Source organism: Enterobacter sp. kpr-6 (assembly GCF_900116015.1).
Classification (GTDB): Bacteria; Pseudomonadota; Gammaproteobacteria; order Enterobacterales; family Enterobacteriaceae; genus Enterobacter_D.
Genome location: NZ_FOYH01000002.1, coordinates 1 through 14,965, shown reverse-complemented (window position 1 = coordinate 14,965; position 14,965 = coordinate 1). Strand labels below are relative to the sequence as shown.

The window sequence follows — 14,965 nt, the reverse complement described above, 5'->3', positions numbered from 1 at the left end:
TTTTTATGGGGGCTTCAATGCCGGAAATCCAGAAAACCCTGTCCTTTAACCAGGCAGAGATCAAATTCGCAGGCGATGGCAGCCAGGGCATTTTTGAAGGCTACGCCTCCGTGTTTAACAACACAGACTCTGATGGCGACATCATTTTACCGGGTGCATTCAGGAACACGCTTGCCACGCAGAGCCGCAAGGTCGCGATGTTCTTTAACCACCGCACCTTCGAGATCCCGGTCGGCAAATGGGAAACACTCCAGGAGGATGAGAAAGGCCTGTATGTGAAAGGTCAGCTCACGCCAGGGCTAAGTGTTTCATCCGATCTGAAAGCCGCCATGCAGCACGGCACGGTTGAAGGTATGTCGGTCGGTTTCTCTGTATCGAAAGATGATTACAGCGTCGGTACCACGGGCCTGATTTTTAAAAACATCTCTTACCTGCGGGAGATCAGCGTCTGCACGTTCCCCGCCAACGAGCTGGCGGGCGTCTCCGCCATGAAAAGCATCGGCACAATCAAAACCATTCGTGACGCGGAAGCCTTCCTGAGGGAGTCAGCAGGGCTGTCGCGTGCAGAAGCACAGGCGTTTCTCGCCAGTGTTAAGTCCGCAGGCCGGAGCGAGTCCGGTAGCGGCGACATTGACGCGCTTGCACAGCGCATAACCTCATTTGCCGCTAATCTGCGGAACGCATAACGGAGCACCACATGTCTGAATTAGCCACCCTCGAAAAAGCGATTGAGAATTCACAGAAAGAAGTGAAGGACCTCATCGAAGAGCAGCGCAAATCCATTAACGAAAACGGTAAGGTCAATCAGCAACTTCAGGTTGATCTGACCAAAGCGCAGGAAGAACTGAAAGCCACCGGCACACGCCTGTTCGATCTCGAACAGAAACTGGCGGGTAACTCGCCCGATCAGACGGCGAAAAAGTCTTTTGCACAGCGCGTGTCCGAAGACCTGATGAAAGGCTGGGACGGCTCGCGTACCAAAGCGAAAGTGACCAGCTTTGATAAGGCGATCGGTTCCGGTGCTAACTCCGCCGGTGCGCTGGTTCTGCCGCAGCAGCAGCCGGGGATCCTTATGCCGGGTCTTCGCCGCCTGACCGTGCGTGATCTGCTGGCCCAGGGGCGTATTACCAGTAACGCGCTGGAGTATGTCCGTGAGAACGTGTTTACCAACGCTGCTGCACCAGTGGCGGAGGGCAACCTCAAGCCGGAAAGTAACATCACCTTCACCAAAGAAACGGCGAACGTGAAGACCATCGCCCACTGGATCCAGGCATCCCGTCAGATTATGGACGACGCTCCGGCACTGGAGTCTTACATCAATGCCCGCATGATGTATGGCCTGGCGCTGGTGGAAGAGAACCAGATGCTGAACGGGGACGGCTCCGGTGACAACCTTCAGGGCCTTAACGTGGTCGCCAACGACTACGAAACGGAACTGAATGCCTCCGGTGACACGGGCGCTGACGTGCTGGCACACGCTATTTATCAGGTGTCGCTCAGCGAGTTCGAAGCGGATGGCATTGTCCTCAACCCGGCAGACTGGCACCGCATTGCGCTGCTGAAGGATGCGAACGGCAACTACATCCTCGGCGGCCCGCAGGCGTTTGCCTCGAAACTGCTCTGGGGGCTGCCGGTAGTGTCCACCACGGCGCAGGCCGCAGGTAAATTCACCGTGGGTGCTTTTGGCCTGGCCTCTCAGGTCTGGGACCGCATGGATGCCACCATCGAAATCAGCAACCAGGATCGCGATAACTTCGTGAAAAACATGCTGACCATCCTGTGCGAAGAGCGTCTGGCGCTGGCGCACTATCGTCCTGCCGCCATCGTTACCGGTGATATTGCCGTCGGTTCCGGTGAATAACAGAAGGGCGCGGTCAGCAATGGCCGCGTAAACGTTATGAAAATTAAAGCTCTCCGTATGTTCTCGCATTATCACCTCGGTACGGTTTCCCAGGGTGAAACCCGCATCGTGAAAAAAGAGATCGGCGAAGCGCTGGTAAAACTGCTGCTTGCTGAAGAGGTTGACGCCGAACCGGTAAAAGCCACCGATACTGAGCCGCCACCTAAAGCCAAAACCGGAGGTAAAAGTGGAGCTAAGCGCCGCGCAGATGGAACAGATAAGGAATCATCTCAGGGTTGACAGTGACGACGACAGCACGCTGATCGCCGCCTATTCTGCGGCAGCCATCGATTACGTTGAGAAGTTTTGCGACGGTTCGCTGGTTGAAGCGCTGACCACTCCCGTGGAAGGAGAAGAACCTCCTCGTGAGGTTCTTTTCACTCCTGGGATCTGGGCGGCAATGCTTTTGCTGATTGGTCACTGGTACGCAAACCGCGAAGCGGCGGCCCAGAACCTGGCGGAAACACCGCTCGGCGTTGAAGCGCTGCTGTTACGCCACCGGCGGTGGCACTGATGGCCTGCGCCGGGTGTGAGCGCCGCCGTGCGTGGCTGAAAAAATGGAGAGACATTGCCTATGAACGAGCAACAGGTAAACGGCCTGCTGGCAGCGATGGCAGCGCAGACCGCCGCGATGACCCGGCTGGCGGAGTCAAACGAGGCACTGGTGGCGGTGATTTACCAGTCAATGGTGGAAGAGATTGAAACGACCACCATCGATTCCCCGGTGCACACCTACCTCAGTGGTAAACCCAGGGGGTAAGCATGCAGGCCGGAAAACTTAACAGACGCATCATGCTTCAGAAGCCAGTGGAAACACAAAGCCCTGTGACGGGCGCTGTCACCAGTGGCTGGGCCGATGTGAAGGAGTTGTGGGCGAGTGTCGTTGATTTATCCGCGCGTGATTTTGTCGCAGCGCAGGCCGGGCAGAGTGAGGTGACAACACGCATCACCATTCGCTGGCGTGATGACGTCACGGATAAACACCGCATCGTTCACCGTGGCCGCATCTACAACATTCACGGCGTGCTTGAGGATGACAAAAGCGGCCGGGAATATCTGACGCTGCCGTGTTCGCGGGGGGTAAACGATGGCTGATGGCGTTGATTTCAGCATTACGGGCCTTGAGTCCCTGCTGGGGAAACTCGATGCAGTCAGTGACGATCTCCGTCGCCGTGGCGGACGGGCAGCGCTGCGGCGCGCCGGTAATGTGATTGTCGAAAAAGCGAAAGAGAACGCCAGCCGCCTCGACGATCCCGGGACCGGCCGCAGCATTGCCGCAAACGTGACGCAGCGCTGGAATGGCCGCCTGTTCAGGCGTACCGGTAATCTCGGCTTTCGGATCGGCGTGCAGCATGGCGCTGTACTGAAAAATCACCCGGATCTGAGTGAAAACGCCCCGACTCCGCACTGGCGTCTGATTGAGTTCGGTACCGAGAAAATGCGGGCACAGCCTTTTATGCGGCCGGCGGCTGAAACCAGCATCAACGAGGTTGTCAACACCTTCGCGGATGAGTACGAAAAAGGCCTCGATCGCGCTATTAAACGCGCCCGTAAAAAGGGAGTGCCACCATGATCGCGCCGATATTCCCGGTCTGCGCTGCCAGTCCTGCGGTCCAGGCGCTGCTGGGCGGCAGCATGCTTCGCCTGTATCCGTTCGGCATGCAGGACACTGTGGTCGTTTACCCCTATGCAGTCTGGCAGAACGTAACCGGGGCACCAGAAAATTACCTGACGCAGCGGCCCGATGTGGACTCATTCACATTGCAGGTCGATGCGTATGCCGACACGGTGGATGAGGTGATCGCCGTCGCCGCAGCATTGCGCGATGCCATAGAGCCGCACGCGCACATCACGCGCTGGGGCGGGCAGGAGCAGGACCCCGAAACAAAACGCTATCGCTATTCATTCGACGTTGACTGGATAGTGAAACGCTAACCCCTCAATACCGGCCATGAGCCGGTTTTTTTATACCCGGAGATCAGCATGTCTGTATTAACGCAAGGCACACAACTTTTCGTGCTCGTGAAAGGGGCGGTAAGCGAAATTGAATGCATCACCGCTTTTTCGCCGGGCAGCAACCCTGCCGATCAGATTGAAGATACCTGTCTTTCTGAAAGAAACGATCGCACTTATAAGCGCGGCCTGCGCACGCCCGGACAGGCTTCACTTACCCTTAACGCCGATCCGAAAAATGCCAGCCATATCATGCTGCATAATCTGTCCCTGTCGGACGATGAAGCAGATCAGGATGTGACTTTCGCTATTGGCTGGTCTGACGGTGAGTCTTCCCCGACTGCCGCCGCGAACGGAGCCAGCGGAGCGGTAGACGGGCTGGTACTGCCGGAGGACCGCACCTGGTTTGTTTTCAAAGGTTATGTGGGCGATTTCCCGTTTGATTTCTCGGCAAACACGGTCGTGTCCACGTCGGCTTCAATTCAGCGCTCCGGCGGCGCGGTCTGGATCCCTAAAGCGAGCGCATAATGAAACTGACACTTGATTCACTGAAGCAGGCGGGGGCCTTTACCGGCCGCCCGGTTGAGAAAGAAATCACCTGGAAGCAGGGCGATCAGGATTTCACCGCAACGGTGTATATCCGCCCGCTGGGTTATCACAGCGCAATGACTGACGTGATGGCGGCAAACGGACGGGTAGATGGCGTGGCCGGGCGCATCGCTGCCTCGATCTGCGATGAAGAAGGTAAGCCGGTCTTTACTCCGGCAGATATTACCGGCGAGGCAGACCCGGATCGCGGCGCGCTCGATGGTGCGCTGACTATCGCCCTGCTGGTGGCTATCCAGGAGGTTAACGATCTGGGAAAGAGTACCAGCTCAGCGCCGAAGACGAGTTCTGGTGTGAGCTCGTCCTCAACGGCATCGGCGGCAGAACCATCGCCGAAGCCCGGGAAGCGATCAGCTTCAGAGAGTCTCAGCTCTGGGCTAGATACAGAGAAAGATACGGCAGCCTGAATCCGATGATGCGCACCGAGTGGGGGGCAGCGCTGATCTCTTCTGTGCTGGCTAACGTCAATAAAGGAACGGACAGCCCGGCATTCAGTATCAGTGATTTCGCCCCCCACATTGGCGAGTCCGCTGTTTCTCTGGAAGATGCTATGAAGACTTGGATTTAGCATTATCATGGTTTTGTCATTCCGCTAATCCTGCTACCCTTTTAAAAAAGTATCTGAGAGGGCACGAAATGAAAAACGCTGGATGGCTATTATCAGTAAGCGGAGTGATATTGGCACTGTACGCTTTATTCTTTATGGACGTTAGTGTACCAGTAGGAGATGGTACACGTGTAAATAATATTGGCTTACTGGCGCAACAGCAAAACCTAATTGTGATAGCCGGTGTATTATTTATAGCGGGTGTTTTAATTTCTGCTTTGAGAAAGAGAAAATCTGTTCCTGATATAGATTATTCACCAATCAATAATATGACTGGGGAATTTGTTCTGAATAAAACGGAGAACGGCCAATATCTTGATTTAAATTCAATAGATAAATTATCGTTAATGCTATTGAAAAAACATGGAAGAAGCAGTGTTAATGAAATACTGCTCATGAACGGGCCCATGCTAGATAGGATGGAGGGCACGATACCAGAAGATTTACGCAAAGATTTTCGGCGTAAACTAACAGAAAGACTTAAAGAAAATAGTTAAATACAACCCGCTTAGGCGGGTTTTTTTATGGAGCAAACATGGCTGGTAAATCACTTGGAACTTTGACGATCGATCTCGTAGCAAAGGTTGGTGGTTTTGTTGCTGGCATGGACAAGGCGGAGCGCTCTTCAACAAAGTGGAGAAAACAGGTTGAGCAGGATGTTAAGGCTGCGGGCTCTGCCATTGCTACATTAGGAGCAGCAACTGCAACGGCTGCTATTGGTGTCGGAACGGCAGGTATTGCGTTATTAAAATCAACATCTGAGCAAATTACTGAAACTGATCGCTGGGCTAAATCCCTTCGCATTTCAACACAAGAGTTATTGGCTTGGCAATTTGCAGCCGAAAAAGCTGGAGTATCGGGCGATAACATGGCCGATATCTTCAAGGACATTGGCGATAAAATTGGTGATGCTGTTCTTAATAAGTCAGGAGAAGCTGTAGACGCGCTTAATGCGTTAGGGCTATCAGCGGACAAGCTTTCAAAATCGGCTCCAGACGAACAACTCTTAGCTATAGGTGAAGCCCTAAGTAAGATAGGAACAAATGCTGAAAAGACAACTATTCTGGAGAGTTTAGGGAATGACTTGTCAAAGTTGCTGCCTTTATTTGATAATAATAATGCAAAACTTAAAGCGTTTATTCAGCAAGCTAAAGATTATGGAGTAGCTCCCACACCTGAATCTATCAATGACTTGATTAAAGTAAATGAGGTTTTTCAAGACATAGAATCGCAAGTTAAAGGATTGAAAATAGAAATTGCCAGTGGCTTGGCTAAGGTTGATCTCTCTGGTCTAAGTAATTCTCTTGATAAAATTAAATCTACTTTTACCGATCCTAAAGTATTACAGGGATTAGTGTCGCTTGTTAGTGAAATAGCAGAGCTGTCAGGACTCATGGCGAAAGCTGCTGCCGAGACAGGAAGGTTAGCCGCTTATTCTTCTAACCGTATTGCGGCACTTGGAGGGAATGTTGACCTGTCGAATATTGATCAGATAAACGAGCGCATAAGCTACCTCCAAAATAATTTGTCTAACAGGAAAGGTATTTACTCACAGGGTGAATCATTTGTTTCTTGGTTGACCGGTGGTGATGATAGCGTTGCAACCCTAAATGATGAGATCAAAAACCTAGTAGCGCAGCGCGAAAAACTTATTCAACAGAATAATAAAGTCATTGCTCCGCCAACTGGTAAAGCGACTGTTGCTGATAGCAAATCATTTGCACTTGGGGCTAATGAAACAAACGGCAAAACCACCCCTGATGCTGGTGCTAAAAAACTCGAAAACGCATTCAAGGCCACAGAGCAAAGCTACCTTCGCCAGAAAGAGTTGATTGATACCACTGGCAAAAAAGGAGTTGAGGTCACTGAGCTTCAAAAGCTACAAATCGATATTCTTCATGGAAGGCTTGAGGGTCTTAATCAGGCTCAGAAAACTCGCCTGGAGCAACTTGCTTCAGAGGTTGATCAGCTTAATGCTACCAAAAAGGCTAACGAAGATAACCTCAAAGTCGCGGAGTTTGTCGCTAACCTCCAGCGTGAGAACGCCAACAGTGCTGCTTCACTCAATGCGGATATTGCAGGCGCAGGCCTGAGCGATAAAGCGCGGGATCGAATGAGGGAAATGCTCGGTATTCAGGCTGATTACCTCGATCAGCGGCGTGAGCTCGAAAGGCAATATCAGAGCGGCGATATTGAAAGTAAAGACCTCTATGACAGAAAAACCGCCGCGCTCAACGATGCGTTACAGCAGCGGCTGGCAATGCAGCAGGATTATTACCAGAAGCTGGATACGCTTCAGGGCGACTGGCTTGATGGTGCCACGAATGGTCTGGCGAACTGGATAGACAGCGCGTCCGACTATTACAGCCAGGCGTCTAATCTGGTCGGGTCCACGCTGGGTGGTTTTGTCGATAACCTCTCGGAAGCACTGGCAGGTAACAAAGTGGACTGGGAGGACTGGTCGATGAGTGTGCTTCAGTCGTTACAGAAAATCCTGCTTAACGCGATGCTGGTGAACTCCATCAAATCGCTGTCCGGCACAGATTTCATGAGTATGTTCAGCTTCGGCGCTGGCACCGCAGGTGGATCCACGCCATCGGGCGCTTACAGTTCTGCTGCGTCCGGTGTGAGGCTCAATGCCAAAGGCGGTGTATACGAATCAGCCGATCTGAGTCGTTTCAGTAACGGCATCGTCAACAGCCCAACACTTTTTGCTTTTGCAAAAGGGGCTGGACTCATGGGTGAGGCCGGACCGGAAGCGATCATGCCGCTGACCCGTGCCTCTGATGGCTCACTCGGTGTCAGGATGGTGAACGAATCACTGAATGCTGTTTCCGGGCGGGCTGGCGGTTCGCTCCCGCCGATTCACCAGGAGATCCATGTGTCAGGTAATGGTGATGCTGCATTAATCCAGGCAATGAAGCAGGCCGCACGAGAGGGCGCAGCCGAAGGCAGAAAGCAGGCCCGTCAGGACATGCTTCAGGATTTCCAGAGCCGGGGGCAGGGCCGTCGACTGCTGGGCGTTTAATTCTACAAAACTTTATTTTCGATAAGCCGAAAGGCAGGAGTTTGTTATGACTTTAGAGCAACGAGTTGAAGCGCTGGAAAAAAAGGTAAAGGTATTAGCAGGGGAGGATTTTACTGTCGAGGGTGGTCGGGTATTCATCAATAAGGCATTTATCCGAGAGGGGGATACTACAGCGGCCCAGATACAGGCCGCTATTGAAATTACAAAAGCTGATGGCACTACTGCTGTCCGGTTAGGGAAAATTTAGTAAATTGCGCTAACCTGGCAAGCTCCACATAGCTTGTTGCACCTTCGTTATAGGCCAGGGCTTGGTCAAGTTTACTAAATAGCTCTGCCTGCTTTTCCTCATCGTTCCCGACAACTGTTGAAGAAAGCGCCCCAAATGCACTCATGAGGGCATAGGCAAGTTCTTCAGCATTAGGCGGGTTACTGGTATCAACATCTTCAAACTTATATTTAGTCATTTCGTTCCTTTTCCAGAGGTAATCAGCCATCCCTCTTTATCATGGGCGTCAGCGTCCCACCACTGACGGGCTGAATACTCAACATACCCAGGGATTTGAATCAGCAACATCCTGATATTCAGACAGTAGCGCCTGTACGCGCAAAATTATGCAGGAGCATTTATGGCTGTGCTCGAATGGCCCGCAGACATTTGCCCGTCATCGCTGACGTGGCGACCGGAAAGCAACGCAAAAACCTTTCGCAGTCCCTTCAATGGTGCCTCCCAGACGGTTCGCTTTCCTGGTACCCGATGGGTGTGCGCCCTGACGTTTAATAACCTGTCAGATGATAAATCCCGGCGCATCGATGCGCTGATCGCCTCCCTCGATGGCGAGTACGGGCGGGTGAAGATCCGCGACTGGGGGCGGGAGGGGCATAAGCCCGCCGGAACACCACTGGTATCCGATGCAAATCAGACCGGGACGATGCTAATGACAAAAGGCTGGACGGCGGGTGTGGTGGTGCTGCGCGCCGGGGATTACATCACGGTTAACGATGAGCTGAAGATGGTCACGGCAGACGTAACCAGCGCCGCGGGTGGTACCGCAGTCATCCCGATCGCACCGATGCTGCGCAGTTCTCCTGCGGCTAATGCACGGATCGAGGTACTGGCTCCCTACGGCATCTTTAAACTGAAAGATAACCAGCAGGGCACCGGTAACCGTGTTCCCGGTGTTTTCACCAGTTACACCCTGGAATTTGAGGAAGCGTTCTGATGCTGTACACCCCTTTTTCCGATCAGATGGTCGATTACCTGTCCCGCGACAGGGTGACAGCCGTGATCGCCGCGCAGGTCCAGTTTGAATCCGGGACCGTCTACGTGCATTCCGGCACCGGGACGCTGGTGCTGGGCGGCTACGTGTATTATGGCGTCGGCACCCTGGGCGCGGTTGATGACATGCAGGAAACCGGAACAACCAGCCCGACCCAGCTGAAGCTGACGCTGTCAGGCCTCGATATGTCCCTGTTTGCGAAAACGCTGAACGAGCGTTGCGTGGGCCGCCCGGCTGAACTGTATCTGGTGGCACTCGACGAGGCGGGCGTGGCGCGGGTGGCCGATCTGATTTTTAAAGGCAAAGTATCCTCGACCGGCGCAACGGCGGGGGACACGAATGCCCTGCAATATACCGTCAGCAATATTTTTGAAGACTGGCAGCGGCCGTTTCCCGATCGTTTTACCGATGAGTCGCATCAGGCCGCGCAACCCGGCGACCGTATTTTCCGCTATGTGGCGCAGATGGCTGAGCGGCCCATTTACTGGGGCAGCAAAAAAGACGCGCCGGGCTTTACCTATTCGTGAGGATGCATGAAACACCCCGACTGGCATAACAGATTAATCACAGTGATAAGGGCCGCTGAAGAGCGGCCTTTTTTATGGGGCGAACACGACTGCTGCCTGTTTGCTGCGGACTGTGCGCAGGCCATGTGTGGCGAGGACTTTGCCGCTGACTGGCGCGGGACCTATGAAAACGAGACGGGCGCGAAAAAGGCCATTCTTCGCGCGGGAGGTACGCTTGAAAAAGTGCTGGCCCGCTATCTCGATGAGGTGCCGGTGAAGCTGGCACAGCGCGGTGATATCGCGGTGGTGGAAAATACCGGTTCCCGCTGTGCCGGGGTCATTTATGGCGGCGCGGTGTGGGTGCCTGGTGAATCAGGGCTGGTGAGTTTACGGGTGACGCCGCTCAGTGTCTGGAGGGTTCGCTGATGCCTGCTGCCATTCCTGTTATTGCTTCTGTTGCGGCGGGCATCGCGGCAGCAAACGAGGCTTATGCCATCGCGATGGCGATCACAATCGCTGCGCAGGTGGCGACCATGGCGCTGACAAAAAAGCCGTCGCTGGATGCCTACCGCGATAATGCGGAGCGCAAGCAGGTGCTGCGCGCGGCCGCCGGTCCGAAGACGGTTGTGTATGGCCGCACGCTTTCCGCCGGAACGCTGTTTTTTGCCGAAGAACAGGCGGGCACCCAGACCGATGGCGAAATGCTGCATCTGGCGATCACGCTGGCCGGGCATCCGCTGAGCAGCACCGGGAAAATTCTGCTGGGTGATGACGAGATCGGCACTTTTGGTACCAGTGCCACCTGGGAAGTGCACACCGATCGCCAGACGCCTGATCCGTATATGCTGGCGAACTGTGCGTCGTGGAAGCCGGACATGACTGGGCGCGGGATCACCTGGCTTCGCCTGAGCCTGAAATTTGACGCGGCGAAATTCCCGGCAGGTATCCCGAATGTGCGTGTGGAAAAGTACGGGCGGAAGGTATATGACCCGCGCACCGGGCAGACCCTTTACAGCAACAACGCCGCGCTGTGCATTCTGGATTATTACCGCAGTTACCTGAAGGTACCCGACAGCGAAATTAACTGGGATCAGTTTCAGGAAGCGGCCAACATTTCAGACGAGATGGTGGCACGCGGTGACGGTACCATGGAGCGGCGTTACACCATCAATGGTGAATTTGATCTCTCTGAGAACAAGGCCAGTATTCTCGATGCGATGCTGGCTGCCTGCGCCGGTGAGCCAACCTATGTGGGGGGAAAACACGGCATGCTGGCCGGGGCCTATTACGGCCCGGCTACCGAAGTGATCACTGAAAGCCAGCTTGCCGGCGATATCGAAATTATGCCTGAGGTATCGCAGTCAGAGCGCGTCAATACCATCAAAGGTACCTTTATCGATCCGCAGCAGAACGATTCCGAAGTCGATTTCCCCGCGGTGTCTGTAGCCGAGTGGGTTGCAGAGGACGGCGTTGAAATCACCCAGGACCTGAAGCTGCGTTTTGTGACCAGTGAATACCAGGGCCAGCGCCTGGCCGACATTAAACTCAAGCGCACCCGCATTTCCCGCACGCTGAACGTAACACTTAATCTCAGCGGCTACCGTTACCGGCCCGGCATGTACGTGAAGGTGAATTTTCCGACGCTGGGTATCGTCAATGTTGAAATGCGCGTCACGGACTGGAAGTTCGGCATTCAGAACGGCGTGCAGATCACGCTGAAGCAGGAAACGGCGGGTGTGTGGGGCGGCGCGATTGGCAAACCCATCACGCGACCGCCTTTTACCCAGCTTTCACCGGGCGGCGTGGCACAGCCGCAGAACCTGAAATACACGGTGGAAGAAATCGGGCAGGTTGTGCAGGGCGTGCTGTCCTGGCAGAACGTGGGACAGTACGTTTACAACAAGGTGATCATCCGCAGGAACGGCGAGGCTGTGCTGGCGATCCAGGTGCCGGGCTCTTTTACCCGTCTGACGGGGCTTCTGAAAGACACCTATACCGCGCATGTTATCGCCGTTAACCGGATGGGCGCGGAGTCGCCTGAGGCCTATCTTGAGTTCAGCATCGAAGCGCCGCCGCCGCCGTCGGCGGTGGATGTGGAGCAGGGTTACTTTGCCGTCACGCTCAAACCCAGGCTTGACGTCGTCACAAACGTTTCAACACAGTTTGATTTCTGGACGTCCGGCGAAACCCGGCTGGCGAATGCCGGTACCGCCACTGTGGAGGCCGGAGCCACCCGCGCGGGCATGGGAACGGTCTGGACAAGCAACGAACTGCAAATCGATCACACCTACTACTGGTATGTGCGCACCATTAACGCTTTCGGCGCGTCGGCGTTCGTTGAAGTGGCGGCCACATGCACAACTGATACCGGCGATCTGCTCGATCAGATTGATGAGCGCATCCGGGGTTCGGAGGCGTTCGACAACCTGGCGCGTGAGATTGATGTCAGTACCGATGCGCTTATCGAAACTGCGCTGGCAAATGATGCCGATATTCAGCGCAGGCGTAAGCAGGACGGCAAAGTCTCAGCTGAGATACTGCGTATCGACACGCTCATCGTCAAAAATGACTCTGCCTACGCCCAGAAGTTTGAGCAGCTTCAGGCCACGGTGGATGAAAATGCCGATGGTGTCGCGGATGCATTCGCGGCGGTGCAGCAGGTGTCCAGCGCTTATGCTGACCTTAACGGTAAACTCTCTGCCCAGTGGGGCGCAAAGGTGCAAATAAGCAGCGACGGCCAGGCTTACGTGGCGGGCATGCAACTGGGTGTTGAAGGGCAGGGCGGGACGGTACAGAGCTATTTTCTTGTCAGCGCCAACACCATGGGCTTCTATAACCCCGGCAACGGCACGATGAAGCTGGCGATGGCGATCAAGAACGGGCAGGTGTTCCTGAACGAGGCCCTGATCGATTACGCCTCGATTACGCTGGCGAAAATTGGCAGCTGGTACTCGGCCAATTATGTCCCCAGACAGACAGGGACGATGATGGGAGCCGACGGCTCATTTGAGGTTAACGGCTCGATTGCAGGCAGTGGCCGACTGATGATTACCAATAACCTGATCGCGGTATACGACGGTGCCGGAAACATCAAAATTAAGCTGGGGTATCTGAAATGAGTGATTTTGGTCTTCAGGTTTTCACCCCGTCCGGCAAGGCCCTGAATGTGTCGGATGCGTCACCGTTGCAGTTTATCCGCAGGATCTCCCGCAGTGAGGTCAGTTTTACCACGGGCGCTTCAACGACCTTTGACTTTTCGGCTCAGGTTCCGGCAGGTGTTCAAATCGTGGTGTGGACAGACTTTGCCGCTGTGATCATTCAGTCACCGATTTACCTGGGTTATAGCGTGATGCCCCTCAGTATTGCCGTGGCCGATCGCAGAGTGACAATCTCAGTGCCCGATTTCGGTACCGGGAACTGGGGGCCCCGTGAGACACCCACCGGTTTCTGGGTGTTTGCGATCTATCCGCAGCCAGTGACCAGCGACGGATTTGGACTTTTTATTGATTCCGGCGGTGCATTCCCTGCCGTGGTGAACTCTGCCGCCGGGCTTTTTATGACGGCGCAGTACAGCGTCACGTTCACCGGCACGCTGACGCTGAACTGCTCGGAAAATGCCATGGTGTTCTGCAACTGTGCTGATGACGGGATCGGATTGTATTTTGATCGCACGACCCGGCAAATCATCGGCTACAAACCCGCCGGAAAACAGTGGGGAACGGTCGGAGGTTTCAGCGTTCCGCTGCAAGTCTGCGTGTTTGATGTGAAAACGCCCACGATCCCTGACTGGGGGCTGATGATTTATGGCGCGGACGGCGGGGTAAGTTTTACCTCGCAGGAAGTGCCGATGATCATACGCCAGTGGGCGGCACTCCCCAGCGCCGTCGGTAACTGGACAAACTTCACCTCTCCGGCAAACACCCCGATGATCCCGCTCGCCAGCATGGGCGCAAAAACCATCGACCGTAGCTTTATCTGGAAGGTTAACCTGGCGATGAACAACCAGCATGTCGGGTATGGCCCCGGGGCACTGCTGCTTCAGGTGGGGGATAACATCCTTACTGAGCAGGAGCAGATCTCTTACAAAGGCAAGACGGTGCCCGTTATCTGGGGCAGCGATTATTTCTGATCTCTTCTTAATTCTGGAGTCAATATGGCATGGTATAAAAACGGCACAGTCGCCATTTCCGGGGTGACGGTGACCGGCACAGGAACAAACTGGACGGATAATAAATCCGGCATTGGTCCCGGCCAGGCCCTGCTTGTGCCTGCCGCCGGTACCGTAAAAATGTATGAAATCCTGAGTGTGGACAGCGCGACAAAGCTTACGCTTACCAGCAGCGCAGGTGCCGTTGCAGCGGGTAGCGCTTACGCAATCCTGTCTTTTTACACTGACAGCGTGCCGGACTTTGCCCGGCGTCTCAGTGCCCAGCTCACGTATTATCAGTCCCAGATGGACGGCTGGCAGCAAATCATGACCGGCACGGGCAACATTACCATTGAGGCTCCGGATGGTACCCTGGTCACGCTGAGCAGTTTTAAAAAGCTCACCACGGATATGGGCAACAAAGCCGATTTGATTAATGGCGTTGTTCCCGTGATTCAGGGTGGCACCGGCGGTAATAATGCTGTGAATGCGCGGGCAGGAATTGGTGCAGCGGCATCCGGAGACAATACCGACATCACTTCTCTCTCGCTCACCAGTTTTCGGCTGGCCTCTAATATTCTGTTTACTTCAGATTTGGTCGAGGTCGGTGGATCGGCATACCTTGATTTACAGCCCCGAAACTCAAACTGGGTAAAGCTGCGCATAATCGGCGGCTACAACACCCGCCGTGGCATAAACGGAGTGTTTGGCGGGAGCTCCTTCAACTTCGACTGGGGGGGGCCGACGGCAGTTGGCGCAAACCCCTTCGAACTGTGGGTGGACGGGTCGCGGATTGGTCAGGTGGCGTTCACCACCTCATCAGATAAATATCTGAAAAAAGACATTGAGTATCAGGATGATAATGCTGCGGCGCTGGAAGAAGTCATGCAGTACCGGGCGGCCTCATTTAAATATCGCGCCCGCGGCATTCTCGAAGAATC

At 54.4% G+C, this 14,965-nt stretch carries 19 protein-coding genes and 1 pseudogene; 19 read left to right on the top strand and 1 reads right to left on the bottom strand.

The window, feature by feature from the left end:
* The first annotated feature begins 17 nt into the window (after positions 1-17).
* The 13 genes from BM373_RS04715 to BM373_RS04655 all read left to right on the top strand — a co-directional run bounded on the left by BM373_RS04715 (position 18) and on the right by BM373_RS04655 (position 8,341).
* Positions 18-686, top strand: a complete 669-nt coding sequence (locus tag BM373_RS04715; RefSeq protein WP_177220132.1) for an HK97 family phage prohead protease — start codon at positions 18-20, stop codon at positions 684-686.
* 11 nt (positions 687-697) lie between these two features.
* A complete protein-coding gene (locus tag BM373_RS04710) occupies positions 698-1,861 on the top strand; it encodes a phage major capsid protein (RefSeq protein ID WP_090460044.1) in 1,164 nt (387 codons plus the stop codon).
* Between the two features lie 36 nt (positions 1,862-1,897).
* Positions 1,898-2,140 (top strand): hypothetical protein, encoded by a 243-nt coding sequence (locus tag BM373_RS04705; protein WP_090460043.1) that lies wholly within the window; start codon positions 1,898-1,900, stop codon positions 2,138-2,140.
* On the top strand, positions 2,088-2,414 hold the full coding sequence (locus BM373_RS04700; protein WP_218159464.1) for a head-tail connector protein: 327 nt from the start codon (positions 2,088-2,090) through the stop codon (positions 2,412-2,414). The genes BM373_RS04705 and BM373_RS04700 overlap by 53 nt, the downstream gene beginning before the upstream one ends.
* Before the next feature lie 60 nt (positions 2,415-2,474).
* Entirely contained in the window at positions 2,475-2,660 is a 186-nt protein-coding gene (locus BM373_RS04695; RefSeq protein ID WP_090460039.1) for a hypothetical protein, read from the top strand.
* Between the two features lie 2 nt (positions 2,661-2,662).
* Entirely contained in the window at positions 2,663-2,995 is a 333-nt protein-coding gene (locus BM373_RS04690; protein ID WP_090460037.1) for a phage head closure protein, read from the top strand.
* Entirely contained in the window at positions 2,988-3,473 is a 486-nt protein-coding gene (locus BM373_RS04685; protein ID WP_090460035.1) for an HK97-gp10 family putative phage morphogenesis protein, read from the top strand. Before BM373_RS04690 ends, BM373_RS04685 begins: the two co-directional genes overlap by 8 nt.
* A complete protein-coding gene (locus BM373_RS04680; RefSeq protein ID WP_090460033.1) occupies positions 3,470-3,835 on the top strand; it encodes a DUF3168 domain-containing protein in 366 nt (121 codons plus the stop codon). The genes BM373_RS04685 and BM373_RS04680 overlap by 4 nt, the downstream gene beginning before the upstream one ends.
* 48 nt (positions 3,836-3,883) lie before the next feature.
* A complete protein-coding gene (locus tag BM373_RS04675) occupies positions 3,884-4,381 on the top strand; it encodes a phage tail tube protein (RefSeq protein WP_090460031.1) in 498 nt (165 codons plus the stop codon).
* A complete protein-coding gene (locus BM373_RS04670; protein ID WP_090460029.1) occupies positions 4,381-4,866 on the top strand; it encodes a phage tail assembly chaperone family protein, TAC in 486 nt (161 codons plus the stop codon). Before BM373_RS04675 ends, BM373_RS04670 begins: the two co-directional genes overlap by 1 nt.
* Positions 4,867-5,095: 229 nt before the next feature.
* Positions 5,096-5,563, top strand: coding sequence for a hypothetical protein (locus tag BM373_RS04665; protein ID WP_090460027.1), 468 nt, complete (start codon positions 5,096-5,098; stop codon positions 5,561-5,563).
* A gap of 38 nt (positions 5,564-5,601) precedes the next feature.
* On the top strand, positions 5,602-8,094 hold the full coding sequence (locus BM373_RS04660) for a phage tail tape measure protein (RefSeq protein WP_090460025.1): 2,493 nt from the start codon (positions 5,602-5,604) through the stop codon (positions 8,092-8,094).
* A gap of 46 nt (positions 8,095-8,140) precedes the next feature.
* Entirely contained in the window at positions 8,141-8,341 is a 201-nt protein-coding gene (locus BM373_RS04655) for a phage tail tip fiber protein (RefSeq protein ID WP_090460023.1), read from the top strand.
* Here the strand turns inward: BM373_RS04655 and BM373_RS04650 are convergent.
* Positions 8,313-8,558, bottom strand: coding sequence for a hypothetical protein (locus BM373_RS04650; protein ID WP_090461060.1), 246 nt, complete (start codon positions 8,556-8,558; stop codon positions 8,313-8,315). The two genes, BM373_RS04655 and BM373_RS04650, sit on opposite strands and share 29 nt — an antisense overlap.
* Before the next feature lie 162 nt (positions 8,559-8,720).
* On the opposite strand from BM373_RS04650, the gene BM373_RS04645 reads away from it, so the two are divergent.
* From BM373_RS04645 to BM373_RS04620, 6 genes and pseudogenes are all read left to right on the top strand, one after another.
* Positions 8,721-9,314: a hypothetical protein gene (locus tag BM373_RS04645; RefSeq protein WP_090460021.1), complete on the top strand. Its 594-nt coding sequence runs from the start codon at positions 8,721-8,723 to the stop codon at positions 9,312-9,314.
* Positions 9,314-9,898, top strand: coding sequence for a hypothetical protein (locus BM373_RS04640; RefSeq protein WP_090460018.1), 585 nt, complete (start codon positions 9,314-9,316; stop codon positions 9,896-9,898). Before BM373_RS04645 ends, BM373_RS04640 begins: the two co-directional genes overlap by 1 nt.
* 6 nt (positions 9,899-9,904) lie before the next feature.
* The gene (locus BM373_RS04635) at positions 9,905-10,303 is read left to right on the top strand and encodes a DUF6950 family protein (RefSeq protein ID WP_090460016.1); all 399 of its coding nucleotides are present in this window, start codon (positions 9,905-9,907) and stop codon (positions 10,301-10,303) included.
* Complete coding sequence (locus tag BM373_RS04630) at positions 10,303-12,996, top strand: phage tail tip fiber protein (protein WP_090460014.1); 2,694 nt, start codon at positions 10,303-10,305, stop codon at positions 12,994-12,996. Before BM373_RS04635 ends, BM373_RS04630 begins: the two co-directional genes overlap by 1 nt.
* Positions 12,993-14,006, top strand: coding sequence for a DUF6453 family protein (locus BM373_RS04625; RefSeq protein WP_090460012.1), 1,014 nt, complete (start codon positions 12,993-12,995; stop codon positions 14,004-14,006). Before BM373_RS04630 ends, BM373_RS04625 begins: the two co-directional genes overlap by 4 nt.
* A gap of 24 nt (positions 14,007-14,030) precedes the next feature.
* A pseudogene (locus BM373_RS04620) lies at positions 14,031-14,965 on the top strand (hypothetical protein); the annotation flags it as partial.